The organism is Mycobacterium sp. (assembly GCF_049585075.1).
In the GTDB taxonomy this organism is placed as follows: Bacteria; Actinomycetota; Actinomycetes; order Mycobacteriales; family Mycobacteriaceae; genus Mycobacterium.
This window is the reverse complement of record NZ_JBAUZA010000251.1, coordinates 1-26449: the sequence shown is the minus strand read 5'-3', so window position 1 is coordinate 26449 and position 26449 is coordinate 1. Positions and strand designations below refer to the sequence as shown.

General features: G+C 63.5%; 26 protein-coding genes. 17 read left to right on the top strand and 9 right to left on the bottom strand.

The genetic code is table 11. The features are described 5' to 3' along the window. Positions 1 to 476, bottom strand: a 476-nt coding sequence (locus WB785_RS12035; protein ID WP_424079406.1) for an enoyl-CoA hydratase/isomerase family protein, incomplete at its 3' end; no start/stop codon positions are given. Positions 477 to 498: 22 nt separating this feature from the next. Beyond that, complete coding sequence (locus WB785_RS12030; RefSeq protein ID WP_424079414.1) at positions 499 to 1320, bottom strand: enoyl-CoA hydratase/isomerase family protein; 822 nt, start codon at positions 1318 to 1320, stop codon at positions 499 to 501. Between the two features lie 121 nt (positions 1321 to 1441). Here WB785_RS12030 and WB785_RS12025 point away from each other — a divergent pair, with 121 nt between their 5' ends. Genes WB785_RS12025 through WB785_RS12015 form a run of 3 tightly spaced genes read left to right on the top strand, consistent with a single transcriptional unit; the run spans position 1442 to position 3847 of the window. Continuing rightward, complete coding sequence (locus WB785_RS12025; protein WP_424079404.1) at positions 1442 to 2143, top strand: hypothetical protein; 702 nt, start codon at positions 1442 to 1444, stop codon at positions 2141 to 2143. Position 2144: 1 nt separating this feature from the next. Then, entirely contained in the window at positions 2145 to 2972 is an 828-nt protein-coding gene (locus tag WB785_RS12020; protein ID WP_424079402.1) for a FadR/GntR family transcriptional regulator, read from the top strand. Further along, positions 2969 to 3847, top strand: a complete 879-nt coding sequence (locus WB785_RS12015; protein WP_424079401.1) for an enoyl-CoA hydratase/isomerase family protein — start codon at positions 2969 to 2971, stop codon at positions 3845 to 3847. The genes WB785_RS12020 and WB785_RS12015 overlap by 4 nt, the downstream gene beginning before the upstream one ends. 5 nt (positions 3848 to 3852) lie before the next feature. On the opposite strand, the gene WB785_RS12010 is transcribed toward WB785_RS12015, so the two are convergent. Beyond that, positions 3853 to 4659: a TetR/AcrR family transcriptional regulator gene (locus WB785_RS12010; RefSeq protein WP_424079399.1), complete on the bottom strand. Its 807-nt coding sequence runs from the start codon at positions 4657 to 4659 to the stop codon at positions 3853 to 3855. A 177-nt stretch (positions 4660 to 4836) separates the two neighbouring features. Between WB785_RS12010 and WB785_RS12005 the strand changes: the two genes are divergently transcribed. The 8 genes from WB785_RS12005 to WB785_RS11970 all read left to right on the top strand — a co-directional run bounded on the left by WB785_RS12005 (position 4837) and on the right by WB785_RS11970 (position 13511). Beyond that, positions 4837 to 5634 (top strand): SDR family NAD(P)-dependent oxidoreductase, encoded by a 798-nt coding sequence (locus tag WB785_RS12005; RefSeq protein ID WP_424079398.1) that lies wholly within the window; start codon positions 4837 to 4839, stop codon positions 5632 to 5634. Between the two features lie 29 nt (positions 5635 to 5663). Then, a complete protein-coding gene (locus WB785_RS12000; RefSeq protein ID WP_424079397.1) occupies positions 5664 to 6671 on the top strand; it encodes a dihydrodipicolinate synthase family protein in 1008 nt (335 codons plus the stop codon). 65 nt (positions 6672 to 6736) lie between these two features. Continuing rightward, the gene (locus WB785_RS11995; protein WP_424079413.1) at positions 6737 to 7606 is read left to right on the top strand and encodes an enoyl-CoA hydratase; all 870 of its coding nucleotides are present in this window, start codon (positions 6737 to 6739) and stop codon (positions 7604 to 7606) included. Further along, the gene (locus tag WB785_RS11990; RefSeq protein WP_424079412.1) at positions 7587 to 8789 is read left to right on the top strand and encodes an amidohydrolase family protein; all 1203 of its coding nucleotides are present in this window, start codon (positions 7587 to 7589) and stop codon (positions 8787 to 8789) included. The genes WB785_RS11995 and WB785_RS11990 overlap by 20 nt, the downstream gene beginning before the upstream one ends. A 2-nt stretch (positions 8790 to 8791) precedes the next feature. Next, the gene (locus WB785_RS11985; RefSeq protein ID WP_424079395.1) at positions 8792 to 10417 is read left to right on the top strand and encodes an acyl-CoA synthetase; all 1626 of its coding nucleotides are present in this window, start codon (positions 8792 to 8794) and stop codon (positions 10415 to 10417) included. Continuing rightward, on the top strand, positions 10414 to 11253 hold the full coding sequence (locus WB785_RS11980) for an amidohydrolase family protein (RefSeq protein WP_424079394.1): 840 nt from the start codon (positions 10414 to 10416) through the stop codon (positions 11251 to 11253). The genes WB785_RS11985 and WB785_RS11980 overlap by 4 nt, the downstream gene beginning before the upstream one ends. A 2-nt stretch (positions 11254 to 11255) precedes the next feature. After that, complete coding sequence (locus WB785_RS11975; RefSeq protein WP_424079393.1) at positions 11256 to 12317, top strand: acyl-CoA dehydrogenase family protein; 1062 nt, start codon at positions 11256 to 11258, stop codon at positions 12315 to 12317. Beyond that, the gene (locus WB785_RS11970) at positions 12318 to 13511 is read left to right on the top strand and encodes an acyl-CoA dehydrogenase family protein (RefSeq protein ID WP_424079392.1); all 1194 of its coding nucleotides are present in this window, start codon (positions 12318 to 12320) and stop codon (positions 13509 to 13511) included. It abuts the gene before it with no gap. Between the two features lie 5 nt (positions 13512 to 13516). On the opposite strand, the gene WB785_RS11965 is transcribed toward WB785_RS11970, so the two are convergent. The 3 genes from WB785_RS11965 to WB785_RS11955 are packed head-to-tail and all read right to left on the bottom strand — an operon-like array spanning position 13517 to position 17107. Next, on the bottom strand, positions 13517 to 14662 hold the full coding sequence (locus tag WB785_RS11965) for a thiolase family protein (RefSeq protein WP_424079391.1): 1146 nt from the start codon (positions 14660 to 14662) through the stop codon (positions 13517 to 13519). Continuing rightward, positions 14659 to 15873 (bottom strand): CaiB/BaiF CoA transferase family protein, encoded by a 1215-nt coding sequence (locus WB785_RS11960; protein ID WP_424079410.1) that lies wholly within the window; start codon positions 15871 to 15873, stop codon positions 14659 to 14661. Before WB785_RS11960 ends, WB785_RS11965 begins: the two co-directional genes overlap by 4 nt. A gap of 22 nt (positions 15874 to 15895) precedes the next feature. Next, positions 15896 to 17107, bottom strand: coding sequence for a cytochrome P450 (locus WB785_RS11955; RefSeq protein ID WP_424079389.1), 1212 nt, complete (start codon positions 17105 to 17107; stop codon positions 15896 to 15898). 104 nt (positions 17108 to 17211) lie between these two features. On the opposite strand from WB785_RS11955, the gene WB785_RS11950 reads away from it, so the two are divergent. After that, a complete protein-coding gene (locus WB785_RS11950) occupies positions 17212 to 18681 on the top strand; it encodes a coniferyl aldehyde dehydrogenase (protein ID WP_424079408.1) in 1470 nt (489 codons plus the stop codon). Next, on the top strand, positions 18678 to 19523 hold the full coding sequence (locus WB785_RS11945) for an acyl-CoA thioesterase domain-containing protein (protein ID WP_424079388.1): 846 nt from the start codon (positions 18678 to 18680) through the stop codon (positions 19521 to 19523). Before WB785_RS11950 ends, WB785_RS11945 begins: the two co-directional genes overlap by 4 nt. Positions 19524 to 19546: 23 nt before the next feature. Here WB785_RS11945 and WB785_RS11940 read toward each other — a convergent pair whose 3' ends face one another. Continuing rightward, positions 19547 to 20035, bottom strand: coding sequence for a winged helix-turn-helix transcriptional regulator (locus WB785_RS11940; RefSeq protein ID WP_424079387.1), 489 nt, complete (start codon positions 20033 to 20035; stop codon positions 19547 to 19549). A 93-nt stretch (positions 20036 to 20128) separates the two neighbouring features. On the opposite strand from WB785_RS11940, the gene WB785_RS11935 reads away from it, so the two are divergent. The 3 genes from WB785_RS11935 to WB785_RS11925 are packed head-to-tail and all read left to right on the top strand — an operon-like array spanning position 20129 to position 22932. After that, the gene (locus tag WB785_RS11935; protein WP_424079385.1) at positions 20129 to 21310 is read left to right on the top strand and encodes a thiolase family protein; all 1182 of its coding nucleotides are present in this window, start codon (positions 20129 to 20131) and stop codon (positions 21308 to 21310) included. Positions 21311 to 21329: 19 nt separating this feature from the next. Continuing rightward, positions 21330 to 22418 (top strand): NmrA family NAD(P)-binding protein, encoded by a 1089-nt coding sequence (locus tag WB785_RS11930; RefSeq protein ID WP_424079383.1) that lies wholly within the window; start codon positions 21330 to 21332, stop codon positions 22416 to 22418. Positions 22419 to 22434: 16 nt separating this feature from the next. After that, positions 22435 to 22932, top strand: a complete 498-nt coding sequence (locus WB785_RS11925; RefSeq protein WP_424079381.1) for a DUF302 domain-containing protein — start codon at positions 22435 to 22437, stop codon at positions 22930 to 22932. Between the two features lie 4 nt (positions 22933 to 22936). On the opposite strand, the gene WB785_RS11920 is transcribed toward WB785_RS11925, so the two are convergent. Next, a complete protein-coding gene (locus WB785_RS11920; RefSeq protein ID WP_424079379.1) occupies positions 22937 to 23473 on the bottom strand; it encodes a hypothetical protein in 537 nt (178 codons plus the stop codon). A gap of 81 nt (positions 23474 to 23554) precedes the next feature. Between WB785_RS11920 and WB785_RS11915 the strand changes: the two genes are divergently transcribed. Next, the gene (locus WB785_RS11915) at positions 23555 to 24871 is read left to right on the top strand and encodes a cytochrome P450 (protein WP_424079377.1); all 1317 of its coding nucleotides are present in this window, start codon (positions 23555 to 23557) and stop codon (positions 24869 to 24871) included. Between the two features lie 12 nt (positions 24872 to 24883). On the opposite strand, the gene WB785_RS11910 is transcribed toward WB785_RS11915, so the two are convergent. Beyond that, the coding region (locus WB785_RS11910) for an acyl-CoA synthetase (RefSeq protein ID WP_424079375.1) at positions 24884 to 26449 on the bottom strand (1566 nt) is incomplete at its 5' end.

The window sequence follows — 26449 nt, the reverse complement described above, 5'->3', positions numbered from 1 at the left end:
CGGACCACCTCACGTGCGGCCACCAGGCCGATGCTGACGTGCGGGTCGAAGAACGTGGCTTTGTCGGACGCGATGACAATGTCTCCGGTGGTCACCCAATCCAATCCGGCCCCGCAACAGATTCCGTTGATCGCGGCGAGCACCGGCTTGGCCATTGTCCGGAATGGCGGGGTGCCCTCCTGCGGCGCCTCCCACTGTTCATAGGTGGACAAATATGGTGCTTCGTTGATCACCTTGCCGTCGCCGGGGATCGCCTTGACGTCTGCGCCCGTGCAGAATGCCCGTCCGGTACCGGTAACGATGAGAATCCATACGGCGTCGTCGTTTTCGGCCTCGTGGTAAGCGCTGCGCAGTTCGGTGATCATATGCGGGCTGAGGGCGTTGAGGGCGTCGGGGCGGTTTAGGGTGATGGTGGCTTTGTGCCCATCGACCTCGTACTTGACGGTGTCATATGACCGTGCAGAGCTATCAGACATCAGCGTTCCTCGTTGTTGGGTGTCATCGGCCATCGAACCGTGGTGGGCGTCGTTCTCGGAACGCTGCGAGGCCCTCTTTGAAATCCTTGGTCCGACAAGACAGTTCGAGGTCGAAAAGTTCTTGCGTCATGGACTGAGCCAGCGTCGCATGCTGACCGTAGTGGATGGCTTGCTTGGCCAGGCCGAGCGCCACCGTCGGTCCGGCGGCCAGTCGTGCCAGTAGTTCCTCGCTGCTGTCGTCGAGCTCCGCGGGGCTGACGGCCCGGTGGATCAAACCCCAGTCCGCGGCGTCTGTCCCGCTGACTTTGTCGCCGAGCAGCAACATCTGCTTGGCACGGGTCAGCCCGATCAGGCGGGGGAGTAGCCAGCTGGCACCCGAATCCGGGTTGAACCCGCGGGCCACAAATGGCTCCCAGAACACCGCGTCGGTGGCAGCCACGGTGAAATCGGCGGCCAGTGCCAGATTGCACCCGAGGCCGACGGCGAATCCCCGTACGCTGCAGACGACCGGCAGATGGATGGTGTGCACCAGTTCGATCACGCGATGAGCGGTGTGGGGAATTCGGCGGACGAGGTCACCGGTTCGCGGGCGTGGGTCGGCGCCGCTGTTGGTGGCAACCCAATCAGCGCCCGCGCAGAAGTCGGCACCGGCGCCCCGGATGTGGATGGCCCGCAGCGTGTCGTCGGTGGCTGCGTCGGTCATCGTGGCCACGAATATCTCGATCATGCTCTGGCTCAACGCGTTGCGCTGTGACGGGCGGTCGAACGTGATGTGCAGCACCGCGCCGTCTCGGCTCGCGATGAGCGAGCCGTCGGCCGCCGTGGAGTCCAGATCTTGATTCACCGCCAAATCCGCCCTTCCCACGCCGATATGGTTACCCCTACAGTAGGCTATACAATTGCTGCGCTGTATAACTTAGCAAGGAAAGCCCGGCGACGGAACAGCTGCATCAGGAAGAGGGCTTATGGGCGAACGCCAACCAGGGGCCGTTCCCGCGCGGCCGAACCCGGACAGTGCCCGGTTGGGCGAAGCACCGCTTGCCCAGACCGTCGCAGCGGCCAGCGCGATCCGCAGGCTCAGCTCGCTGCTGCTGTCGTTGGAACATGCCCACCCGACGGTGGACGCGATCGTTGCGCAGATCAGCGAGTGGGAGCGGGAGCTAGGCACGGCGGTTCCGCCGGACAGCACGCCGCGGATCGGCTCCGACGACTCCGACGAGAGTGGCAGCCGGCGGGTCTACCTCGATCACGCCACGGATATCGGTGGGTTCAACCCATGTTTTCCGGAATACCGCTTCGAGCACCTCGACACCGACACCGCGTCCGGTCAGGTCACATTTCCGCTGGTTTACGAGGGCCCACCGGGCTTGGTTCACGGCGGTTTTCTTGCCGTCTTCTTCGACTGCGTCATCCAGCACCAGAATTGCCTGACCGGACTGTCCGGCAAGACTCGATCGCTACAGGTGACCTTCCGTCGGCCCACGCCGGTGCTGACCGATCTGCGTTTCGATATTGCCCGGTCCGCGGTAGGGCGAGGCATCACGTCGACAGCCCGGCTGCTTCTCGATGACGAGGTGCTGTCCATCGGTGAGGTAAACACGCTGGCGCAGGCGCCGGACAAATTGACCGGGTTCCGATTCGGCAAGCGACGAGCCGAGAAGACCTGACATGACTGTGCAGCGCTTTCGTCAACCCCGTGTCGCGGAGATCGTCGCCTCGAAGTTGCGCGACGACATCCTGTCCGGCCGGCTGAAAGAGGGCGATGTCCTGCCGTCGCAGGAAAGCCTGTTCGGCGAATTCGGAGTGAGCCCGCCGGCATTGCGGGAGGCAATCCACATCCTGGAGACCGATGGGCTGATCTCGGTGCGGCGCGGCAACGTCGGTGGAGCGGTCGTCCATCATCCGAGGGCCGAGCGGACCGCACACATGATCAGCATGGTTCTGCAGGCGAGGTCCGCAACGCCGGTCGACGTCAGTGAAGCACTGATGCATCTCGAGCCGATCTGCGCGGGGATGTGCGCCGCGCGTGAAGACCGGATGACCGAAGTGGTGCCCCATCTGCAGAACGAAATCGACATCCAGACCGCGCAATTCGACGATGGGTCACAGTACGTGCCCAATGCCCGCCGGTTTCATGAAACCCTGGTCTCCCGATGCGGCAACGAGCCGATGATCCTGGTGATCGGCTCGCTGGAACTGATCTGGTCTGCGCACGAGTCTTCGGTCTGGTCCGACGACGGCGAGCCGACGCCGATGGTAGGCAAGACCAAGCGCGCCGCGCTGCGTGACCATCAGCGTCTGCTCGACGCTATCAGCGACGGTAATTCGGCCAGGGCGATCCGGCTGGCGCAGGAGCACCTAGCCGTGGCTCGGTACAAGACGCTTGCCTTTGGCAGCGACAAAACGATTGAGGCGAAACGGATGTCAGATATCGGTCCGCGGCTGGACGTGGCCCCCGGATTTAATGGCCAACCTCGGAAGGAGTCCGGCGCATGACAATCTCGGACGCTTCAGACGACCGCGTTCTGTTCGCGGTCGATCCTGAAAGAAGAATCGCCACCATCACTTTCAACAACCCCGCGCAGCGCAACTCCTACGACGCCAGCATGCGTGACGCGATCGCCCGGTGTCTGGACCGGGTGGCCGAGGACGACGATCTGACGGTGGTGCTGCTGCGCGGGGCGGAGGGGGTGTTCAGCACCGGGGCGGACATGAATAACGCCTACGGCTGGTACGGCGGGCAAGATACACAACGTCGGCCCAGTCAACGCCGCCGATTGACCGTGGACCGTAAGTCATTTGGCTTCTACCACAACCTGATGGGCTTTCCCAAGGTCACCGTCGGCGAAATCAGCGGCTACGCGCTTGGCGGTGGGTTCGAGATGGCGTTGATGACGGATATCTCGGTGATCGCCCGTGACACAAAGATCGGCATGCCGGCTACCCGCTTTCTCGGGCCCGCGCTGGGAAGCTTGCACATGTTCTTCCATCGGTTGGGGCCAGTGCTGGCGCGCCGCCTTCTGCTGACCGGCGACATCATCGAGGCCGGTGCCATCGAGCACCTGGGAATCTTCACTGACACATGCGATCCCGGCTTGGTCCCGGCCCGCGCCCGGTACTGGTCGGAGAAGGCCGCGAAGATGCCGGCCGATGGCGTCGTGATTGCCAAAGAGGCATTTCGGCTCGTCGAGCAGAGCCAGGCTTACCAGGGTGAAGAAGTGGCCAGCTATCTATTTCACGCGTACGGCACCAATCTGCAGTTCGCGCCGGGGGAGTTCAACTTCGTCAAGACTCGGGCGGAGCACGGCACCAAAGAAGCGTTCCGGCTGCGCGACGAGCACTTCAACGTGCCGGAGCCCGAGGCCCCGTAAGGCTTTTAAGATCGCGACGATTTAGTGCGTCCGCGAGAAGGGGTCGACTTGCGCGGCCGCGACGACGTCGACTTGGGTTGCCGGGCAGTCGACTTCGACCTCTCGTCGATCAACCGGCTGGCGTGGTCGAGGATGCAGTCTAGGCCGTAGTCAAAGTTGTTGTCGTCGGCCGCGCCGATGTGGTGACCCTTCGCCGTCATTTGCGCCAGCAGGGGCGCCGTTTCGGGATCGATGACCATCGCGCCCTCGATTGTGCGTGCGCCGTTCTCCGTCGCCTGGTTCTTCTCCTGAAGCCGGTGCAGCACCACCGAACCCCGCACGTGAACCGATACCGCGGAATAGGTGTCGAAGGCTTCTTCGGGCGACAGCCCGGCCTCGACCAGGCCAGCGATCGCCTTTTCGATCTCCTGGACGCCCAGCTTGGCGGCTCGGGGGCTGAGCGCCGACCTGATTAAAATCAGATCGCACAGTATCGGGTTGCCCATGAACGTTTTTCGCATCGAGCGAGCGTGATTGCGCAGGGTCTCGCGCCAGTCGCTGGCTTCGACGTACGGGGTGGCGAACACGTACTTGCGCAAGGCGCGGTCGGTCATCGCGTTGAGCAGATCGTCCTTCTTGCGGAAGTACCAGTAAATGCTGGTGACTCCCACGCCGAGATGCTTGCCCAGCAATGGCATGCTCAGGTTGTCGATCGACACTTCCTCTGCGAGCTCGAACGCGCCGCTGATGATGTCATCAGGGTTGATGGATCCGCGTTCGCGTCGCTGACGCTTCTCGGCGGTTGCTTGTTTGGCCACTGCCGGCACCTCCATCAAGATCAACGTTGCGCATGCCGTTCCGGCCTTGCGGCCGTGGGATCGAATCTACCGGTAGCTGCCCGGTGATCTGCGGTTACGCAGCTGTGTCACGATTCCCGTCTGCTACTGTAATACCTATCGTAGGGTTTTTGATACGCACGGCGGCAAGCGAAGGAAAACCGGGCATTTGCCATGGATTTAGGGCTGACAAACGCCACCGCAGTCGTCGTCGGCGGTGGCCGCGGCATGGGTCTGGCCGCCGCGCGGTGCCTGGCCGACGATGGCGCTCGCGTCGCGATCATTGCCCGGTCCCGGGCTGACCTCGACCGCGCGACCGAAGATCTGACTAATCGCGGCAGCCCAGATGCGCTCGGGCTGGTGGCCGATATCGGCGATGCCGATCAAATCAACGGTGTGTTCGCTGAGCTGGGTGGCCGGTGGAACGGCGAGCTCAATGTGCTTGTCAATGCGGTCGGGCCGGGCTCGGTAGGCAGCTTCGAAGATCTGACCGACGAGCAGTGGGGTAAGGCTTTCGACGACGGCGTAATGGGTATGGTCCGCTGCGTGCGTGCGGCTCTTCCGCTACTTCGCAACGCGGACTGGGCGCGGATCGTCAACTTCTCGGCGCACTCCACACAGCGCCAAAGTGTGATGCTGCCGGCGTACACCGCGGCCAAAGCGGCACTGACAAGCGTCTCCAAAAACCTGTCGCTGTTGCTGGCCAAAGACGAGATCCTGGTCAACGTCGTGTCGCCGGGCAGCATCGCGTCCGAGTCGCTGGTCGGCTGGGCTGCCTCGGTCGGCGTCGACGGCAACGATCCCTACCAGCTGATGGACGCTATCGCCAAGCACTTCGGGCATCCGGCGCACATGCCGCGAACCGGTCTACCGGACGAAATGGGTTCAGTAGTAGCGTTTTTGGCGTCGCGTCGCAATTCCTACATGACCGGAGCGAACATCAATGTCGACGGCGGCTCGGACTTCACCTGACGGTCGATGACTGGAGAAAGGAGTCGGTGATGGCCACGGCACACGAGGCACGCGGTTGGGCGCGCAGCGCTCTGCGGGGGATCGGTGATTCCCTGTACACCCCGTTCTGCGGCACCGACGGTGACGACATCGACTGGGACGCCTACCGGACGCTGATCCGTTACTGCGTCAGTGATCTCGGCCACCCGCTGTTGTGGTGCACCAGCGGTCTTGCGGAGTTCTGGTCATTAACGCTCGACGAGCGAAAGCGCTTGCTGGAGGTGGCGATCGAGGAAGGTCGAGCCGCCAACCCGGACATCGTGGTGCAGGCGTGCACCGCCGCGATGTCGGCCAAGGACTGCCTGGAGCTGACGCTGCACGCCCAACACGCCGGCGCCGACATCGCCTACATCCAGACCCCGATGATGGAGGCGCACGGCGGCGAAGGCGTGTTGCGGTTCTTCAAATACATCGGTCAGCGCACCGATATTGCCCTGGGGATGTTCAATTCACCTTCCTCGGGATACGTGTTGACGGCGGAGGAAGGCGCACGCATCTACGACGAGGTCCCCGCCGTCTGCGCAACTAAGGAGGGTGCCTTCCGCCCGGCGAACAGCCGGATGTTGCATGAATGGGCGCCCGGCCTGGTGATCTGGGAGTGCGAGAAAACGGTGTACCGCGCCGGGTGGCTGCGCGACGGGATCGTCTGCCCGGCCCAGCTGGGCACCGCGGGCTACTTATTCGAGACGCCGCAGCGGCCGCTGCTTTCCGAATATTGGGACCTGGTGTGTAACGACAAGCTCGTCGAGGCGATGGACTACGGCCGCGAATCAGGTCTCGACCAATTCGACCTCGACCTCGGCTCCTGGTTCACCTGCTATCCCGGTCGGGCCGATTACTTCACACACTGGGGCGGCGCGTTCAAGTACGCCGCGTCGCTGCTCGGCCTGCCGATCGGTTCCTATCCACACTCCCGGCCGCCGCAAGCAGAGTTGCCGCCAGAGGCCAAAGCCCAGATCGAAAGGGCCTATCAGCGCCTGGGACTAGTGCCCGCTTAGCATTGTGGAATGCTGTACCGATAGGTATACAGTATGGGCATAAGCAGCGCGACAGGAGGTTCATGTTGAGCACCGCCGACGACGTCGTCGCCGACCCCACCCAAGACGAGGCGGTGATCTATGAGGTGACTGCGAGCGGTGTCGCGGTCCTGACGTTGAACCGGCCGGATCGACTCAACACCTGGGGCGGTGACATCGCCACCGCGTTTTACGCCGGATTGGACCGAGCCGAAGTGGACCCGGCCGTTCGGGTGATCGTGTTGACCGGTCGCGGTAAGGCGTTCTGCGCCGGCGCTCAGCTGGGCTCAATGGGAAGTGTCACGCAGTCGGTCCAGAAAACCGACCAGGGCAAGCTGGCCAGCCTTGTCGGGGACCGCCAGCCCTATCACTTGACGACGCTGTGCAAGCCGGTCGTCGCGGCGATCAACGGATCTTGTGTCGGTATCGGCCTGACGCAGGCACTGATGTGCGACGTGCGGTTCGCCGCCGCCGGAGCCAAGTTCGCTGCATCCTTCGCCCGGCGTGGGCTGATCGCGGAATACGGTGTCTCCTGGATACTTCCGCGACTGACGGGCTGGGGCGTCGCGCTCGATCTACTGTTGAGCGGACGGACCTTTCTCGCCGACGAAGCGGCAGAGCTGGGGCTGGTCAAAGAGGTGGTACCGCCCGAGCTGCTGATGAAACGAGCCATGGACTACGCCGAAGACATCGCTCAAAACTGCTCGCCGGCATCCATGGCGATCATCAAGCGACAGACCTACGGTGATGCCATGCGCGAGGTAGTGCAAGCGAGTTCACGAGCCGAAGCCTTGCTGCACGAGTCGCTGCAACGTCCCGATGTCATCGAAGGGATCACCAGTTTTCTCGACAAGCGAGCGCCGAGCTTTCCAGGGCTAAGCGCGGGAAAGGACGATGATGGGGAACTTGGGCTATAAGGCGATCGACGTCGACAATCACTACTACGAACCGCTCGATGCCTTCACCCGGCATCTGGACAAGAAGTTTCGCCGACGCGGCGTCCAGATCTTCAGCGACGGAAAGCACACCCAGGCGATCATCGGGGACCGGGTCAACCGTTTCATCCCCAATCCGACCTTCGACCCGATCATCGTGCCGGGATGCCTCGATCTGCTGTTCCGCGGCGAGATTCCGGAAGGCGTCGACCCGGCGTCGCTGATGAAAGTGGAGCGACTCGAGGAACACCCCGAATACCAGAACCGCGACGCACGCATCGCAGTGATGGAGACCCAGGGCATCGAAACGGTGTTCATGTTGCCGACGTTCGCGTGCGGCGTCGAGGAAGCACTCAAGCACGATGTCGAGGCGACGATGGCGTCGCTGCATGCGTTCAACCTGTGGCTGGACGAGGACTGGGGCTTCGACCGGCCTGACCACCGCATCATCGCGGCGCCGATCATTTCGCTGGCCGATCCCGAAAAGGCCGTCGAAGAACTCGAATTCGTGCTGGGCCGCGGCGCGAAGCTGATACTGGTGCGGCCCGCCCCGGTGCCCGGTGTGGTCAAGCCGCGGTCGTTGGGCGATCCCGCGCATGATCCGGTATGGGCCAGGTTGGCGGAGGCCGGGGTTCCGGTCGGCTTCCACTTGAGTGACAGCGGCTACCTGCAGATCGCCGGCATGTGGGGCGGCAAGTCGACGTTCGAGGCCTTCGGCGGCTCGAATCCGTTGGACCAGATACTTGTTGACGACCGCGCGATTCACGACACGATGGCCTCGATGATCGCCCACGGGGTGTTCACCCGTCACCCGCAGCTGAAAGCCGTCAGTATCGAGAACGGTTCGTACTTCGTCTACCGGCTGGTCAAGCGCCTGAAGAAGGCGGCCAACAACCATCCGAACCTGTTCCCCGTGGATCCGGTAGAGCAGCTGCGCAACAACGTCTGGATTGCGCCCTACTACGAGGACGACTTGCCCGAGTTGGCGTCGGTCATCGGTGTCGACAAGATTCTGTTCGGGTCGGACTGGCCTCACGGCGAAGGCTTGGAGGATCCTGTGTCGTTCACCGACGAATTGGTCGGCTTCAGTGATGCCGACATCCGAAAGGTCATGCGCGACAACGCGTTAGATTTGCTGGACGTCAAGGTCGGCTCGGCGGTATAGCCGTGCCCGAATGGACCATAGGGGCGATCCTGGACGCGATCGCCGAGGTCATCCCGGACCGGCCGATCACCGTGTGCGGTGATCGCCGCAGTACCTTCGCGGAAACAGCTGACCGCACCCGTCGGCTGGCGAATTTCCTCGCCGCCAGGGGGTTTGGCGCCCACCGGGAACGGGCCAGCCTGCAGAACTGGGAATGCGGGCAGGACCGTGTTGCGCTTGTCATGCACAACGACCTCTATCCCGACATGGTGGTCGGTTGCCTGAAGGCCCGCACCGTTCCGGTGAACGTCAATTACAACTACACGCCGCGCGAAGTCTCCGAACTGCTTGACTATGTGCGGCCCCGGGCTGTCATCTACCACAAGTCGCTGGGCGCGAAATTCGCCGACGTGTTCCCGCCCGAAAGCGCCGACCTACTGCTGTCGGTCGAAGACGGAAGTGCAGTCCCGGAGCTACCCGGGGCGGTGTCGCTGGATGAAGCGCTGGCACAAGGGAATAACGACCTCGACGTGACCGCGTTGCCCGATGACCTGCTGATGATCTGCACCGGTGGTACCACGGGTCGGCCCAAGGGCGTGCTGTGGCGGCAGTCCGACATTTACGTGTCCTCGATGAATGGGGCCGATCATGCCTCCGCCCAAGACATTCATGACAAGGTGCGCGGGCCCGCCCTCCCGCCCTGGTTCGCGGTTTCACCGCTGATGCACGCCGCCGGCATGTGGACGGCGTTCGCCGCAATCATGGCCGGCACCACCGTGGTGCTATACGACACCAGCAGAAAGCTCGATCCGCCGTTGGTGTGGGAGACCGCCGAGCGCGAAAAGGTCGGCATGATGACGATGGTCGGGGATGCCTACGCCGCGCCGCTGGTCGAGGAGCTCCGGCGCGGCCGCTACGACTTGTCGTCGCTCAACTCAATCGGGACCGGCGGTGCCGCGACGAACCCGAAATATCAACGGGCGCTACTGGAAATGCTGCCCAACATGACGCTCATCAACGGATATGGCTCGTCGGAAACCGGCAACATGGGATTCGGGCACAGCCGGGGCGACATCCGGACCGATACCTTCACGCTGCGCGAGGGCGGACTGGTCCTTTCCGAGGACTACAGCCACTTTCTTTCCCCCGGGGAGCACGAGGTCGGTTGGGCTGCCCGAGAGGGGCGAATCCCGCTTGGATACTTCAATGATCCCGACGCCACCCGCAAGACCTTTCCCGAAGTCGACGGTAAGCGGGTGGTGATCTCCGGCGACCGCGCCAGTCGGGAGGCAGACGGCACGCTGCGGCTGTATGGCCGCGATTCGCTGGTCGTCAACACCGGCGGCGAAAAGGTCTTCGTCGAAGAGGTCGAAGAAGTGCTGCGCGCCCATCCGGCGGTTGCCGATGCGTTGGTCGTGGGCCGCCCGAGCGAACGCTGGGGCGAAGAAGTTGTCGCTCTGGTCGAACTACGCGACGCAGCCGACGTGTCACCTGAGCTGCTGCAGGCGCATTGCACCGCACAGTTGGCCCGGTTCAAGGTGCCCAAGGAGTTGATCTTCGTCGATCACGTTCATCGCCTGGGCAATGGCAAGGCCGATTACCGATGGGCGAAAAGCCAAGCGACAGAAAAGGCGCCGATGTCAACATGAACACAAGCCCAGTTATCGACTGTCTGGTCAATGTGCACTTCGGTGAGACCGAGAAGCAGCCCACGTGGATGCTGAAGGTTCGCGACGACTACTTCAAGGGTCCCGAGTCGATGTTCGCGCCGGTCGACATGACGGAGTTGCTGGACGAGATGGACGAGCAAGGCGTACGCAAGGCCGTGCTTATGGACAACCTCGCCAAGCCGTCGGTCACCGCGCGCAAGTTCGTCGAGGCCAAGCCGGATCGGTTCGCGCTGGCCATGGGCGGTGTCAACTTACTGCGGCCAATGCCGTCGCTGCGTGAGCTCAGTGCTGTCGTCAGCGACCTTCCGGTCGCGTACGCCGTTGTGGGGCCAAGCTTCTGGGGCGACGGCCAATACCCACCCAGCGACGCCGTGTACTACCCGCTCTACACCAAATGCGCCGAGCTTGGGCTGCCGCTGTGCATCAACACCGGCCTTCCCGGACCTCCTATCCCTGGGGAGGTGCAGAACCCCATTCACCTCGACCGGGTCTGCGTGCGCTTCCCCGAACTCAAACTGTGCATGATCCACGGCGCGGACCCCTGGTGGGACATCGCGATCCGGTTACTCATCAAATACGCCAACCTGCGCCTGGTGACGTCCGCTTGGTCACCGAAAAGGCTGCCGGAGAATCTGCTCCACTACATGCGAACCCGCGGACCCGACAAAGTGATCTACGCCTCCGACTGGCCGGTGCTGAAAATGCGCCGTGTCATCCCCGAGGCTCAAGCCCTGGACCTCCCCGCCGACGTCATGGAGAACTATCTCTACAACAACGCGAATGAATTCTTTTTTCAGGGCGAGAAGGAGCACTGACCATGGACCGCTACGAACTGCGCCGACTCGACTACAGCCTGACCGAGGATCACCAGGCGCTGCAGACCGCGTATCGAGATTTCTTCAAAACACACTGCCCGATCGAGACAGTCCGTGCCGCAGAGGAATCCGGGTTCGACAAGAGTCTGTGGGAGCGGCTGTGCGCGATGGGCGCGACGACCATGGCGTTGCCGGACACCGCTGGGGGAGACGGTGCAACACTGGTCGACCTGACATTGGTGGCCGAGGAGATCGGGCGCTCGCTGGCACCGGTGCCGTGGATCGACCATGTGTGCGCGGCCCGGCTGCTGGCCAGACTCGGCTCGGCCGAATCCGACGTCGTGAACGGCAAGCAGCTCGCGGCGTTTGACCCACAGCATGACAACGTCAGCGGGGTTCGGCTCATCCCGACGGGATCGATCGCCGACCAGATCATCGTCCGCGACGGCAGTAAAGAGGGCGCCGTGGTCCTCCTCAAATTCGATACCCGTCCAACCAAGGTGGATAACATCGGCCGGCTGCCGATGGCGTGGGTCGACCCGGCGGCCGCCGACACCAGCGTCGTGCTGGCCAGCGGGCCCGACGCCTTAGCGCAATACCAACGGGCACTGGATGAATGGCGGGTGCTCACCGCATCGGCATTGACGGGTCTGGTCGAAGAGACCATGACAATCGCGGCGGAGTTCGCCAAGCACCGCTACACGCTGGGTGTGCCGATCTCCACCCTGCAGGGGATCTCCCATCCACTTGCCAACATTGCGATCACCGTGCAGGGCGGGCGGAACCTGGCGCGTCGCGCCGCGTGGTTCCTGGACAACGAGCCCGACGAACGCCCGGAATTGGCCCCGTCGGCGTTTGTGTTCATGGCCGAGGAGGCCGCCAAGGCCGCGACGATGGCGGTGCATGTGCAAGGCGGTCTCGGCGTTTCTGCGGAGGCCGCCGCGACGGCATATCTGGTGCGGGCTCGGGGGTGGGCCCTCGCCGGCGGAGACCCCGGCGCCAGCGCCAAATACATCGCCGAGATCGTCGCCGAACGCGAAAGCCGTTCACGAAAGGACGCATAAGTGGATTTCTCCCGAGTCACGCTTTCCGACGATGACCAAGGCTTTCTCGACGAGGCGCGCGATTTCCTGAAAACCCACGTGACCGACGATGTCAGACGCCGGGACCGCGAAACCGGTGACAACTTCGACGAAGGTGTGCATCTGGCGCTGGGTGCCGCCGGCTACCTCGAACGCGAGTGGAAGCCGCATGCCGATGGCGGCTTCACGCGGGTGCGCCGCCGCATCTGGGAACTGGAGAAGCGTCGCGCCCACGTGCCCTGGGTGACCTGGGGCACCACCGCGATGATCGCGCGTTCGGTTGCCAGATTCGGGTCGCCGGAACTGCGCGATGAGGTGATGCCGAAGGTCTTCAGCGGGCACGTCCGGCTCTGCCTGGGCTACACCGAACCCGAAGGCGGTTCCGATGTCGCCACTTGCAAGACACGCGCGGTGCGTGACGGTGACGGCTGGATCATCAACGGCTCCAAGATGTTCACCACCGGTGCGCACAAGTGCCAGTATGTCTTTCTCATCACCAACACCGATCCCGAGGCGCCCAAACACAAGAGCTTGACGATGTTTCTGGTGCCGCTCGATTCCCCCGGGATCGATATCCAGGGCATCCGCACCATCGACGGCGACCGCACCAACATCGTCTACTACAGCGATGTACGCGTCGACGACAAGTATCGGCTCGGCGACATCAACGCGGGCTGGACCGTGCTGCGCGAGCCGCTCAACACCGAACACGGCGCGGTTGCTGCCGCGCCCGATGGGTTGCAGGACGTGTCGATCATGATGCATCAGGCCGGTTTCATGGCCGATGCCGTCGACAAGGCCGCCGGCAAGGTTGCGGAACCAGATCCGAACGGGCGCAGGCTGATCGACGACGAGTCGGTGGCATACCGGCTGGGTCGCAGCGCCGCCCGGATGGAGGCGGCGTTCAGCGCGCCGAGCATCTTCGGCCGGGTGGCGCTGGCGCAAACCATGCGCGACATCTCACCGGACCTGATGGACATCCTTGGCACGGCGTCGACGCTGCCGAACGGGACCGACGGCGCGGCCGACGATGGCGCAGCCGAGTACGTGTATCGCTTCGCCCCGCTGGTCGGGATCTACGGCGGCACCCTCGAGGTGTTCCGTAACATGATCGCGCAGTATGTACTTGGCCTCGGCAAGCCGAATTACTCAGCGCCGGTCAAGAAAGTGGGCTGAAGACTTCAGGTTGTCAATACGGTTGCCGCTGCGGTGCCGGGTGCACCGTACACCTGAGCGAAGCCGACCCGAGGACTTCCGGGAACCTGGCGGTCGCCGGCCTCGCCGCGCAATTGGCGTACCAGCTCGTGCATCTGGCGCAGCCCGGACGCCCCGATCGGTTCGCCGTTGGCGATCAGGCCGCCGTCGGTGTTGACCGGCATCGCGCCGGTGATCTCGGTCGCTCCGTCGGCCAGCAGCTTCTCTTGCTCGCCGTCGGCGCAGAAACCCGCCTCGGCCATGTGGATCACCTCCGCGCCGGCGTCGGTGTCCTGCAATTGGATAACGTCGACATCCTGCGGCGCGACCCCCGTTTTCTCGAAGGCGGCTTTGGCGGCGTAGACAGTCGGGGACACGTCCTCCTCGACGGGTGCGTAAGTCGTGTTCACCTCGTAGGCGCCGTAGCGGCGGGTGCGGATCTCGACCGCGCGAACATAGACGGGTTTGGTGGTGAACCGGTGCGCGATATCGGCGCGGCACATCACGACTGCGGCCGCACCTTCGTCGGGAGCGCAGAACATGTACTGGGTCAGCGGGTAATTCAACACAGGCGACGCCAGGATGGCCTCTTCAGAGATCGGTTTGCGGCGAAAGGCGTTGGGGTTCAATGCGCCGTTTCGAAAATTCTTGGCGGCCACCTTGGCGAGTGTGTCGGTCGAGATGTCGTGGTCGTGAAGGTAGCGGTTGGCTTTCATCCCGAAGAATTGGGTGGTGAGGTATTGACCGTTCGCGGCGTACCAGCTCGGCATCCCGACCAGTGCGGGGTCTTCCGTGAACGCGCCGCGCGGATGCTTGTCCATTCCGACCGCGATGCCAATGTCGTAGTCACCCAACCGAATACTGTCGGCACACAGCTTGGTGGCGCTGGCCGCAGTCGCGCAGGCGTTGAACACATCGGTAAAGGGAATGCCGGTGAGACCCACCATGCCGACAATGGCGTCCGGGTTGGCTACCGTCCAGCTGCCGCCGACTGCGAACTGGATGTCCTTCCACGCGACACCCGCGTCGGCGAGCGCGAGGTGGATCGCGTCGGCGGCCATCTCCATCGTGGATTTGCCCTCGAAGCGACCGAACGGATGCAAACCCGCACCGATGATGGCGACGTCATTCATGCAATGGCTCCAGATTCCTTGAGTTCGGCGATGCGGTCCCAGTCCATGCCGATTTCCATCAGGACGATTTCGGTGTGCTCGGAGGCTTGCGGCGCCCGGGTTGTCGTCAGCGGTTCGTGGTTGAACTGGATCGGCCCGCGCACGACCTTGAACGGTGCGCCACCGCTGGCGAGTTCGACCTCGGAGATCATGTCGTTGGCGATGGCCTGCTCGTCGTCGGCCAGGTCGAGAAGGCTCTGGAACGGCGCCCACTGACCCTTCATCGTTTTCAGGTGCTGTCGCCAGTACTCAAACGGCCTGGCGGCGAAGGCCTTCCCGATCAGTTCAGCTGCCGCATCGGCGTTCTGGATCAACGGCAGCACGTCGGAAAAGCGGGGGTCGTCGGCGGCCTCAGGGATGCCCAGGTGCTCGAAGGTGTCGCGGATCAACCCGGTCGGGCTGATGATGCACAGGTTGATCGTGCCGCCGTCGGAGGTTTCGTAATTGCCCATGAAGGGATTCACCGACGGGGCCAGGGAACCCGGCATGAACGTGCGCATGACCTCGCCGGTCTCCATGCCCTGCGTTACGCTCGCCCCCGCCGCCCACCACGCCGTGCTCAGCAACGAGACGTCTAGCTCGAGGGCTTCGCCGGTGCGCTCGCGATGCAGCAACGCGGCCGAGATGCCGCCGGCGATGAACATGCCGCCGATGGAATCGCCGAACGCGGGAATGCCCTGTCCCAGTGCGCCACCCAGCTCCTCCGGCGTCAACGCGTAGCCGATGCCGCTGCGCGTCCAGAACGCCGTCCCGTCGTAGCCGCCGACGTCACGCTCGGCCCCCTTGTCGCCGTATGCCGAACCGCGGGCATACACAATGTTGGGGTTGGCCGCGCGGATGTGCTCCACGTCGAACTTGTGCTTTTGGCGCTGCGCGGGCATGTAGTTGGTCAGGAACACATCGGATGTCTTGGCCAGTTCATAGATGACTTCCTGACCGCCCGGCGTTGAGACGTCGATCCCGACGCTGCGTTTGCCCCGGTTGGGGTGTTCCATCAGCGGATGCCGGTCCGGGTTGACCTGGATGCCACCCATATTGAGAAAGCCGCGTTGGGTGTCGCCACGCAGCGGGTGCTCAATTTTGAGGACGTCGGCACCCCAGTCGGCGAGGATGGCGCCTGCTGCCGGGACGAACGTGAACTGCGCAACCTCCAGGACTCGAAAGCCCTCCATCACCTTGACCATTTCCGGGACGTTACTTCGCGTCGAACGTCACCGGAAGCGCATTCGGTGATCGGAACGGCTGGCCGTAGATATGCGGGTCGTCGTCAGTGACGAGCTTGACGTTGGTGACCCGATCCAGCAGGCATTCCAAGGCGACCCGCGTCTCCATGCGGGCCAGGTGCAGCCCTAAGCACGTGTGTTCACCGGCCGCAAACGAGATGTGTGGCATGTGCTTGCGGAGGATGTCGAATTCTTGCGCGCGCTCCCACCGCTGCTCGTCGCGATTGGCCGAGCCGATGCACAAGTCCACCGCCGACCGCACGGGAATCTTGATTCCTTCCAGCTCGGTGTCCTCGGTGGCGAACCGCTGCACCGTGGTCAGTGGTGTCTCGAAGCGCAAGCCCTCTTCGATCGCCGGGGCGATCAAGTCGTGATCGGCTCGCACCGCGTCGAACTGGTCCGGGTGGGTGAGCAACAAGAAGAGCAGGTTGCCCGATGACCGGTAGGTGGTTTCCAGTCCGGCGGGTAGTAGCAGCCGCAGGAAGGAGTAAATCGCTTCATCGCTGAGCTTTTCGCCGTCGATTTCGGCGGTAACCAGATCACCGATGATGTCATCGGTCGGCTTGGCTTTACGTTGCTCGATCTGGTCGAGGAAGTAGTCTTTCAGCGTTGCGGAGGCTTCGAAGGCGCGCTCGTATTTGATCGTGTAGTTGATCAATTGCACCGCGCGGCGGCGAAATTCGGGCAGGTCCTCAGCCGGCAGGCCCAACAGCTTGGCGATGACCCGGGTGGGGAACTCGAAGGTGAAATTGCGGACGAGATCGGCTTCGCCGGCATCAACGAATTCGTCGATCAACGCGTTGCAGATCGGTCGCACAACTTCGGGTTCCCAGCGCGCCAGGGCCTTGGACTTGAACGCCGCCGACACCAGGTTGCGGTGTTCGCGGTGCTTTTTGCCTCCCATCGCCAAGATGGTCGGACCGATGAACAAGCCGATCGTGTGGTCGTAGTAGGTCGAACTGAAGACCTGGCCGTCGCGAAACGCCTTGTTGACTGCGTCGAACGACATGGCGGCGAAGGAGTTCTTGGGCCGCAGCGATTCGGGAGTTTTGGAGTAGTCGACGACGGTTCCGTGGAACACACCGGCTTCGTTGCGCTTCCGGGCGAAGTACGGGTATGGGTCTCGGATGAAGTCGACAGGGAAGGCAGCGGTGACGGCAGCGTCTTGAACTGGACTTTCCACAGCTTCTCCGTCTCGGCTACATGATCGTACTGTAAATATTACAGTAGCCTACATGGGCCGAGCCAATTGCCGTAAGCTGTGACCTCGTGAGTGAGCTGCAGGCCATGCTGGACCGGCAGCGCCGAGCATTCCTAACCGATGGGCCGCCCAGCGTGGCGGTTCGGCGCAATCGTATCGATCGGCTGATGGCGCTGCTGCTGGACAACACCGACGCATTCATCGAGGCGATGGCCGCTGACTACGGCACCCGATCCGAGGCCGCGTCGCTGTTCACCGAGGTCGTCGGCATCATCTCGGTGGTCGAGCACACCAGATCCCATGTAGCGCAATGGATGCGACCGACCAAGCTAATGCGCAGCGCGCGGTGGAGCGGTCTGCGCGCCGAGGTTCAGCCCACACCCCTCGGCGTCGTCGGCGTCATCGGGCCGTGGAACTTCCCCGTCAACCTCGTGGTGCTACCGGCCTCGGCGGCGTTCGCCGCCGGTAACCGGGTGATGATCAAGATGTCCGAGATCACCGCACAGACCGCGGAGCTGATGAAAGCCATTGCGCCCAAGTACTTCGACCCCGAAGAACTCGACGTCGTCACCGGCGGACCGGACATCGCGGCCGCGTTCGCGACGCTGCCGTTCGATCACCTGTTTTTCACCGGTTCACCGTCGGTCGGTGCGCTGGTGCAACGGGCGGCGGCGCAGAACCTGGTGCCGGTGACCCTTGAGCTCGGCGGTAAGAACCCGGTGGTGGTCGCTCGGGATGCTGACATCCGACGCTCGGCGTCACGCATCGCCCGCGGCCGCATGGTCAACGGCGGTCAGGTCTGCGTGTGCCCCGACTACGTTTTGGTGCCCAATGACCAGATCGAAACGTTCGTCGATACAGCGCGTGAAACCCTGCGCGGCATGTTCCCCACCATCGTCGGCAACGACGACTACTGCTCCAGCGTCAACCAGGCCAACTTCGAAAGAGTCATTAACCTGATCGAGGATGCCAGGGCCAACGGCGCCAGCGTCGAAACCGTTGCCCCCAGCGGTGAGTCACTACCCGACAGCGCCAGCCGCAAAATTGCGCCCACCATCGTTCGCGACATCGACGACCGCATGCGGATCGCCGAAGAGGAGATCTTCGGTCCGGTGCTCGCGGTTGTGGGATATTCGCAGCTGCGCGAGGCCATTGATTACATCAACCAGCGGCCCGCACCGCTGGTGGCCTACTGGTACGGACCCGGCGACGACAACTTTCGCACCTTTGTCCGCAATACGCGCAGCGGCGGCGTTGCCCGCAATGACTTTGCCGCGCAAATGATCCCGTCGGCAGCGCCGTTCGGAGGAGTGGGCCGCAGCGGAATGGGCGCGTACCACGGCAAAGCCGGTTTCGATACGTTCAGCCATTACCGAACCGTGGTGGGAAACGATCTGCCCTTCAGCATTACCGGAACCGCCGCGCCGCCGTTCGGTACGCCGCTCCGGCTGGGGGCGAATGCGGCGATGCGAATAGCCCGGATGCGCACCCATCGTCGACTCAAGCGCGACGGTGTGGTGTATGGCCCTAACGAGCGTCGGGAGACATCTCAATGACCGAGCCGAAGCCCGTCGCGGATGATATTGGGCCGACGGCCATCTCTGCGTACTTCGTGCGCGACGAAGCTCGCTACGTGCCAACCGCAATCGCTCGCGGAGGATGGGGCCCGACGATCAGCGGTCATGTCGTCGGCGGCCTCTTGGCCTGGGCGGTCGAACGCGCCGTCGACGACCCGCAGCTGCACCCCGCGCGGCTGACTGTCGACCTTCCCGCACCCACGGCACTGGAACCGGTGGAGCTGCACACTCGCGTCCACCACGACCGGCGGCGACTGCGGCTCGTGGAGGCTGTCCTCATCCAGCGGGGTGTCGCGGTGGCGCGTGGGAGCGCACTGTTTTTGCGGCGCGGGCCGCAACCGGAGGGAGATGTGTGGTCACCACCCGTGCAGATGCCGCCGCTACCCATCGACCAGAACGGCAACCACCCGTCGCTTTTTATCCGGACGTACGGCTGGGGCGCCGGGGTACAGAATCCAGATCCCGAATGGGATGACGCACCGGGACCGAAATACACGTGGTTGGAGGAGACGCGTCCGTTGGTCGACACGGAACCACTGAGCGCGTTCACCCGCGCGGCGATGGCCGGTGACGTCACCGCGTCAATCGCCAATTGGGGAACCCGTGCGTTGCAGTTCATCAACGTCGACTACACCCTCACGCTGAGTCGCTTGCCCGTAGGACCCCACATCGGGCTGGCGTCGCTTACTCACCACAGCAACGACGGGATAGCCACCGGCTCCGCCGTGCTCGTCGACCACAACGGTCCGGTAGGCACTGGCATGTCAGTTTCATTAGCGCACTCCGGGTTTCGCCCGCCGTCCGCAATCCCGCCGACCTGAAAATCTTCAAACGGTCCGTTGGTTCAATCGCGACGGCGCGAACTCCGGCTGGCCAGCCGCACACCGAGCTCGTCGGGTGGCACTGGATGGCCCTCGGCGCAACGGATTTCGACGGATGCTTCGGCGCCACAACCCAGGTGAGTGAGTCGCAGCCGATTGTGGCCAGGCAGGTGATGTCGCCCCCACTCGAACATCGCCCAGACGACTGGCATGAAATCGATACCGGCGTCGGTGAGCACGTACTCGTCGCGGGTGCGCTGCCCCGGTTCGCGATATGGCCGTCGCGTCAGTAGCCCGAGTTCGACCAATTCGGCCAGCCGCGCCGAGGCGGCCGCCTTCGTGATGCCCACCCGGTGCGCGAAGTCGTCGAACCGGGTGGTGCCGTAGTACGCCTCGCGCATGATCAGCATCGCCGATTTGGTACCGACTGCTGCCATGGTCTGCTCGATCGCACACTCGCCGACCGCCGACCAGGTGTTCCGATCCGCCAGTGCGCCCTGCAGAAGTGTCATGCAAATCACCTCCTGTCTGGGTTGATTCTACTATACCTAGGTGGTTAAGCTAGATATAGCTGACAATACTTAGCAGCGGCTCAAGGAGGAGTCATGGCATATCAGGGTCGAGACGCCGTCATCGTGGGTGCGGTACGCACACCGGTCGGCAAAGGCAAGGCCAGCGGCGCACTGCACGGCGTGCTGCCCGCGGACCTGCTGGCGCACAGCTTGCGAGAACTGGTGCAGCGCACCGGCGTGGACCCCGGCCAGATCGACGATGTCATTGCCGGAGCGGTGACGCAGGTCGGCGACCAGGCCGTCAATATCGCGCGTAATGCCCTGCTGGGTGCGGGTTTTCCTGAGGCGGTTCCCGGCACCACAGTCGACCGGCAATGTGGCAGCAGCCAGCAGGCGATCAGCTTCGCCGCACAGGGCGTCGTTTCCGGCGCTTATGACTTGGTGGTCGCCGCGGGCGTCGAGTCGATGAGCCGCGTTCCGATGGGCAGCTCAGTGCTGGCGGGCAGCAATCCATTCGGCGAGGACATGACGCGTCGGTATCCCGACGGGCTGGTGCCGCAGGGCATCAGCGCCGAACTGATCGCCGCCAAGTGGGGATTCTCGCGCACACAGCTCGACGAGTTCTCCGCTGCCAGTCACGAAAAGGCGGCGCTGGCCACCAAAGAGGGACTCTTCGACAACGAGTTGGCTCCGATCGCCGGGCTGAGCACCGACGAGATCATCCGGCCCGGCACCACGGTCGAGACGCTGGCCACGCTCAAGCCGGCCTTCTACGACCCGGCAGTGGAAGCCCGCTTCCCGCAAATCGGCTGGGAAATCACGCCGGGCAACTCGTCGCCGCTGTCCGACGGCAGCGCCGCGGTGCTGATCGCCAGCGCCGAAACCGCCAAGAAACTGGGGCTGCGGCCGCTGGCCCGCATCCACACCGCGACGGTGGTGGGCTCTGATCCGCTGTACATGCTGACCGGCGTTATCCCGGCCACCGAGAAGGTGCTACGACGTGCTGGTCTGACGCTGACCGACATCGACCTGTTTGAGGTCAACGAGGCCTTCGCGCCGGTTGTGCTGGCCTGGGCACATGACACCGGGGCCGACCTGGCCAAGACCAACGTGAACGGCGGCGCGATCGCGATCGGTCACCCGCTGGGGGCCAGTGGCGCTCGCATCATGACCACGCTGGTCAACGCCTTGGAGCAGCGCGGCGGCCGGTATGCGCTACAGACGATGTGTGAGGGCGGCGGCATGGCCAACGCCACCATCATCGAGCGTCTGTGACGTCGGCAGGAGTCATCAAATGTCTTCTCACCTCACCTCCAAGATCTTCGTCGTGGGCGGCACTGGAGCCCAAGGCATCCCGATCATTCGCGCCCTGGTCGCCGACAAGAAATACTCCGTTCGGTTCCTCACTCGCGACTCCGCTTCCCGTCGAGCCGAGGATCTCCTCGCGCTGAACAACGTGTCGGTAGTAGAAGGCTCCTTCGCCGACGAAGCGATTCTGCGGGAAGGGTTTCGCGGCTGTGACGGAGCATTCATCAACATCGACGGATTCAACACCGGCGAGAAAACCGAGATGTACTGGGCGATCCGCACTTACGAGATAGCCATCGAAGAAGGCATCAAATTCTTCGTGTACGGCAACCTGGACTACGGGCTCAAGAAGGCGGGATACGACCCCAGATTCCGCACCGGCCACTACGACGGCAAGGGCCGGGTGGGCGAGTGGATCCTGTTCCAAAATCAGGCGAATCGTCACCGGATGGGAGCGGCGGTCTTCACTTCGGGTCCGTACATCGAAATGGCGATCTCACCCGGGACGCCCATGACACCTGCCGTGGAAAACGGTGTCTTGACATGGCGGGTCCCACTCGGCGAGGGAGCCGTGCCACATGTGTCGCTTGAGGATTGCGGATATTACGTTCGTTGGCTCTTCGACCATCCCGAGCGCGCGAATGGCATGGACCTTGAGGTCGCCATCGACGATGTCTCCTACGCGAACCTTGCCGAGGCGTTTGAAACTGTCACCGGGCATCCAGCACGATACGTTGACACCGATCTGGACACCTACTGGCGGCAAGGCCCCCTCAGCGCAATCGCGGACAGGCCTGCCGGCTACAACGCCGACCCAGAAGATAAAAGCACCATGACCATGCGCGACAACTTCACCGGCTTCTGGCAGCTCTGGAAGCACCGAGTCGTCAAAAGGGACTACGCATTGCTCGATGAGATCCACCCGAATCGGATTAGAAGCGCTGAGGATTGGCTCAGGAAAGAAGATCAGCGTGGAAGAGAACTGGGGAAGGGCGGACTCTGGGAGAGGGTTCAACCGGAGAACTGGCGTCCGATTCTCAAGGTTGGTGAAGACATGAGGACAGGAAAGCTGTAACTCTAAGGAGGCGGCCATGCCGCGCGAAATTCAGTTCGCCGGGGTGCGCGTGCGCTTCGACAGCGCCAAGAGCTACGACGAACTGGTCGGTGCACTGCTGGCCGACATCGGACAACGGGCGGTGCCGATCAACGACATAGCGACGGCCACCGACAGCTGGGACCCCTACCGGGAATGGGTGGAATCCCACGTCGGCCCAAGCGGTTTCATGCTGTTCGGCGTGGTCGACCACGGCGCCTGGATCACCAAGGCGGGCATCGACCGCAAGGCGCTGCGGGTGATCCTTGGCAACCCATTGATCGCGGTAACGATGCTGCGCCACGACGTGACCGCGGGGCTGTTCGCCCCGGTCGAGATGCTCATTGTCGACGAGGGCGATGGGCGCAGCAGCCTGACCTATGTCAAGCCGTCGTCGTTGATGGTCATTGAGCCGAACCCCGAATTACTCAGCGCTGCAGAGCATCTCGATGCAAAGTTGGCGGCATTGGCCACCAAGGTCACCAGCGACTCGTGAGCGACTAGAGCCAGCCGGTGCGGGCGGCCGCAGCCGGCTCGGCCGGCGCCGGAGCGAGTTCGCCGTCTCGCACGCCGTCGAGCATGCGCTTCACTGCGGCGACAATCTCCGGGCCTGCCGCTGCGAGTCCGGTCAAGTCGGCCTTGCTGACCTCATCCGTATCGACGCCGGCCCGGCCCAGCACGACGGCCGGGTCCGCCAGTTGATCGGCGAGCCAGGACACCGGGTCGGCCGACAGCTCGGGGACGAAATGCCGCCGTGAGGGTTCCCAACCGTTGAAACGGGGGTGGTGATGAGCCCGGTCCAGCGTCCCGGGTGGGCTCTCTGTTGATCCGAAAATGTCCACCCGCCAGACCGGGCGGGAAAAGGCGATCGGGACGCCGGCGTAAATCGATCCGTGCGGCTCGGCCCGGTCGACGAGGCGGAGTTCCAACCTGACTCCCCGTTCCGGGGTTTCCTGACCTTCGAGCGGGTTCGGGTCGACGAAGTACATATCGCCGACGACCACACCCAGGGCCTCGAATCCGAACGCTGCGAGCATCGCGTACCTTTCTTTCTGCCCTTCGAGGGTAGACCCGGGCATTAGGCTCATGTGCAGCCGATTGGCAGGGAGCGTGGGCACATGAAGGTGGCGGTCCGGGAGTGGACGCATTGGGCGGCAGGGTATGGAGTCCCACGTGCGTCACTGAACCTGATGGCGTGGCGAGGTGACCCGCTGGCGCGGCTCCTGACAATCGACACCAGGCCGGTCGACGATATTTATCCGCTCATCGAGCAGGTTCGCGCGCGCGGGCGTATGTCCCCGATCCCCGGAGCCGGCTGGGTCAGCGCTGATGCGCAGATTGTGCGTGAGGTGCTGCGCGACGGCCGATTCAGGACTATCAAACCTCGGGATCGGTCACACTTTCGTATCGTCCAGTGGATCCTGGCCAAGACCGACCCCGGCGTGCTGAATCCGATCGAACCGCCCTCCATGTTGGTCACCGATCCACCGGAGCACACGCGGCTACGCCGCCCGGTCTCCCGTGCGTTCACACCACGGGCGCTCGACGGACTTCGCACGCGCATTCACGACATCGCTGAAGGACTGCTTCGCGGTCTGGAGGGCAGCGCAGAGTGCGATTTGGTCGCCGAGTACACCTCGCGGATACCCATCGCTGTCATCGCCGAGATGCTGGGAATGCCAGCCGAGGAGACCAGCTATCTTCAGGAAGTCGCCGACACCACAACAAGATTGATCGGCAGCACCACCGCATCCTGGCGGGGCTTTCGGTCCGCGACGAATGTTCTGCGGGGGTTCGACCGGTACCTGGTGAGTCACATCGCGCGGCTGCGTGAAGACGACGCCAGCAACAGCATCCTGTCCGACGTCATACATAACGGCGACCTGACCGAAATCGAGATCAGGATGCTCGCGGGGCTACTCGTCGGCGCGGGGTTCGTCACCACTACTCATGTCATGGGCAAGGCCGTCGTGGCGCTTGTTCGTCACCCGGATCAGTTGGGCGCGCTGCGCGCCAATCGCGAGGGATGGCCCGACGCGGTCGAGGAGATCCTGCGTTATGACACGGCAGCTCACGTCGTGCCGCGGGTCGCTGCCGAAGACATTGACATCCACGGATACTCGGTCCGGACAGGCGAAGCGCTCTTTCTGCTGGCGGGTGGGGCTAACCGCGACCCGGCAGTCTTCGAACACCCGGATACCTTTGACACAACCCGGGCGAACGCCCGCGAACACATCACCTTCGGAACCGGTGTGCACGCCTGCCTGGGTGCGGCGCTGGCGCGCATGGAACTCCATATCGGCCTGCAGTCTTTGTTTGAGCACTTCCCGCAGTTAACCCTGGCTGACGAACCTACTTTCAACAACAGCATTGGGCTGCACGGACTCAAACACCTCCCGGTGTCACTCCGTCCGGCGAATGCAATGGTTCCCTAGCGGGAGGCCCGGCTATTCCTCGTTCACGGCCTGCTCGCGAGCCCACCGGTAGTCGGCCTTGCCGGACGGACTCCGTTCGATCGAGGCACGGAAGACGACCGCCTTCGGAAGTTTGTAGCGGGCCAGGGTTTTCGCGGCATGTTCGGTCAGCTCGCTTGCATCGGCGCGCGTGTCATCGGCGAGCGCGACGACGGCCACTACCTCCTGGCCCCACCGCTCGCTCGGCCGCCCGGTAACCACAACGTCGGCCACCGACGGATGCGACGCGATCGCGGTTTCGACCTCCTCGACGAAGATCTTCTCGCCGCCGGAATTGATCGTCACCGAATCGCGGCCCAGCAACTCGATAACACCGTCGGCTCGGTGACGGGCGCGGTCACCGGGTATCGCGTACCGGATGCCGTCGATCACCGGGAAGGTGGCGGCCGTCTTCGCAGCGTCACCCTTGTAACCGAGGGGTACGTAACCGCGCTGGGCGAGCCAGCCCATGCCTTCGTGTCCGGGTTGGAGCAGCGAGCCGAAATCTTCGGCGGCCACAAAGGTGTCCGGTCCAGGGTTGAAAGTGCCGGTCGACACCGCGCCCGTGATCGATAGGTGACTCATCTGTGCACCTGTCTCCGACGATCCCACGCCGTCCACGACCATGATGTTCGGCAACGCCTCGATCAGGCGTTCTTTGACATACGGCGTCAGCAGCGCACCGCCGTTGGCGACCACCGCCAACGACGACACGTCGGCGATGCCTTTTTCGACGGCCGCAAGCACCGGCCTGGCCATGGCATCCCCGACCACCGTCACTGCGGCCACCTTCTCCCGCTCGATGGTGCGGACGACGTCGTCGGCATCTAGATGGTCGACGACGGAAGGGAAGACCAAGGTCTGCCCGGTCGTGATTGCCATCATGACGCTCCATTGCGCGGCACCATGGATCAGCGGAGGCAAGATGAGGAGTTTGGTGCCCGGACCGGCGGCCACCCGCGCGACGATCTCGTCGATGGAACCGACAGTCTCGCCGGTCACCAGATTTCGTCCGCCGAAAGACGTCATGAAGATGTCATGCTGGCGCCACAGCACACCTTTCGGCATTCCGGTCGTGCCGCCGGTATAGAGGACGTACAGATCGTCAGGCGAGTGATGTACGGGCGGCGGTGCCCCCGAACTCGATTCGACGATGCTGTCGTAGTCCACCGCACCGTAGACCAAGTCGTTACCTGAGTCGTCGGCGATCTGAATCAGCACACGCAGCTGCGGAAGGTCCGGCAAAACTTCGGCCACCCGCGGCGCGAACGCGGCATGGTAGATCAGTGCGCTCGCACAGGAATCGGCGAGCAGATACTGCAACTCGCTCTTGACATAGCGGAAGTTGACGTTGAACGGCGCGACCCGCGCGGCGAAGGAACCAAGCACCGCTTCGACGAATTCATTTCCGTTGTACGCATACAGGCCGACGAGATCCTGCCCGACCTCGTGACCGGCAAGTGTCGACCGCTCGGTGTGGCAGCCCAGCCCCCGCGAGTGCAGGTACGCGGCCAGCCGGTTCGACCGCTCGATGATCTGCGCGTAGGTATAGCGTCGCTC

Excerpts from the sequence above, each read along its gene's own strand:
- WB785_RS12025 (WP_424079404.1), top strand. The coding sequence starts at position 1,442 with ATGGGCGAACGCCAACCAGGGGCCGTTCCCGCGCGGCCGAACCCGGAC.
- WB785_RS12020 (WP_424079402.1), top strand. The coding sequence starts at position 2,145 with ATGACTGTGCAGCGCTTTCGTCAACCCCGTGTCGCGGAGATCGTCGCC.
- WB785_RS12015 (WP_424079401.1), top strand. The coding sequence starts at position 2,969 with ATGACAATCTCGGACGCTTCAGACGACCGCGTTCTGTTCGCGGTCGAT.
- WB785_RS12010 (WP_424079399.1), bottom strand. The coding sequence starts at position 4,659 with ATGGAGGTGCCGGCAGTGGCCAAACAAGCAACCGCCGAGAAGCGTCAG.
- WB785_RS12005 (WP_424079398.1), top strand. The coding sequence starts at position 4,837 with ATGGATTTAGGGCTGACAAACGCCACCGCAGTCGTCGTCGGCGGTGGC.
- WB785_RS12000 (WP_424079397.1), top strand. The coding sequence starts at position 5,664 with ATGGCCACGGCACACGAGGCACGCGGTTGGGCGCGCAGCGCTCTGCGG.
- WB785_RS11990 (WP_424079412.1), top strand. The coding sequence starts at position 7,587 with ATGGGGAACTTGGGCTATAAGGCGATCGACGTCGACAATCACTACTAC.
- WB785_RS11980 (WP_424079394.1), top strand. The coding sequence starts at position 10,414 with ATGAACACAAGCCCAGTTATCGACTGTCTGGTCAATGTGCACTTCGGT.
- WB785_RS11975 (WP_424079393.1), top strand. The coding sequence starts at position 11,256 with ATGGACCGCTACGAACTGCGCCGACTCGACTACAGCCTGACCGAGGAT.
- WB785_RS11965 (WP_424079391.1), bottom strand. The coding sequence starts at position 14,662 with ATGAATGACGTCGCCATCATCGGTGCGGGTTTGCATCCGTTCGGTCGC.
- WB785_RS11960 (WP_424079410.1), bottom strand. The coding sequence starts at position 15,873 with ATGGAGGGCTTTCGAGTCCTGGAGGTTGCGCAGTTCACGTTCGTCCCG.
- WB785_RS11950 (WP_424079408.1), top strand. The coding sequence starts at position 17,212 with ATGCTGGACCGGCAGCGCCGAGCATTCCTAACCGATGGGCCGCCCAGC.
- WB785_RS11945 (WP_424079388.1), top strand. The coding sequence starts at position 18,678 with ATGACCGAGCCGAAGCCCGTCGCGGATGATATTGGGCCGACGGCCATC.
- WB785_RS11940 (WP_424079387.1), bottom strand. The coding sequence starts at position 20,035 with ATGACACTTCTGCAGGGCGCACTGGCGGATCGGAACACCTGGTCGGCG.
- WB785_RS11935 (WP_424079385.1), top strand. The coding sequence starts at position 20,129 with ATGGCATATCAGGGTCGAGACGCCGTCATCGTGGGTGCGGTACGCACA.
- WB785_RS11930 (WP_424079383.1), top strand. The coding sequence starts at position 21,330 with ATGTCTTCTCACCTCACCTCCAAGATCTTCGTCGTGGGCGGCACTGGA.
- WB785_RS11925 (WP_424079381.1), top strand. The coding sequence starts at position 22,435 with ATGCCGCGCGAAATTCAGTTCGCCGGGGTGCGCGTGCGCTTCGACAGC.
- WB785_RS11920 (WP_424079379.1), bottom strand. The coding sequence starts at position 23,473 with ATGCTCGCAGCGTTCGGATTCGAGGCCCTGGGTGTGGTCGTCGGCGAT.
- WB785_RS11915 (WP_424079377.1), top strand. The coding sequence starts at position 23,555 with ATGAAGGTGGCGGTCCGGGAGTGGACGCATTGGGCGGCAGGGTATGGA.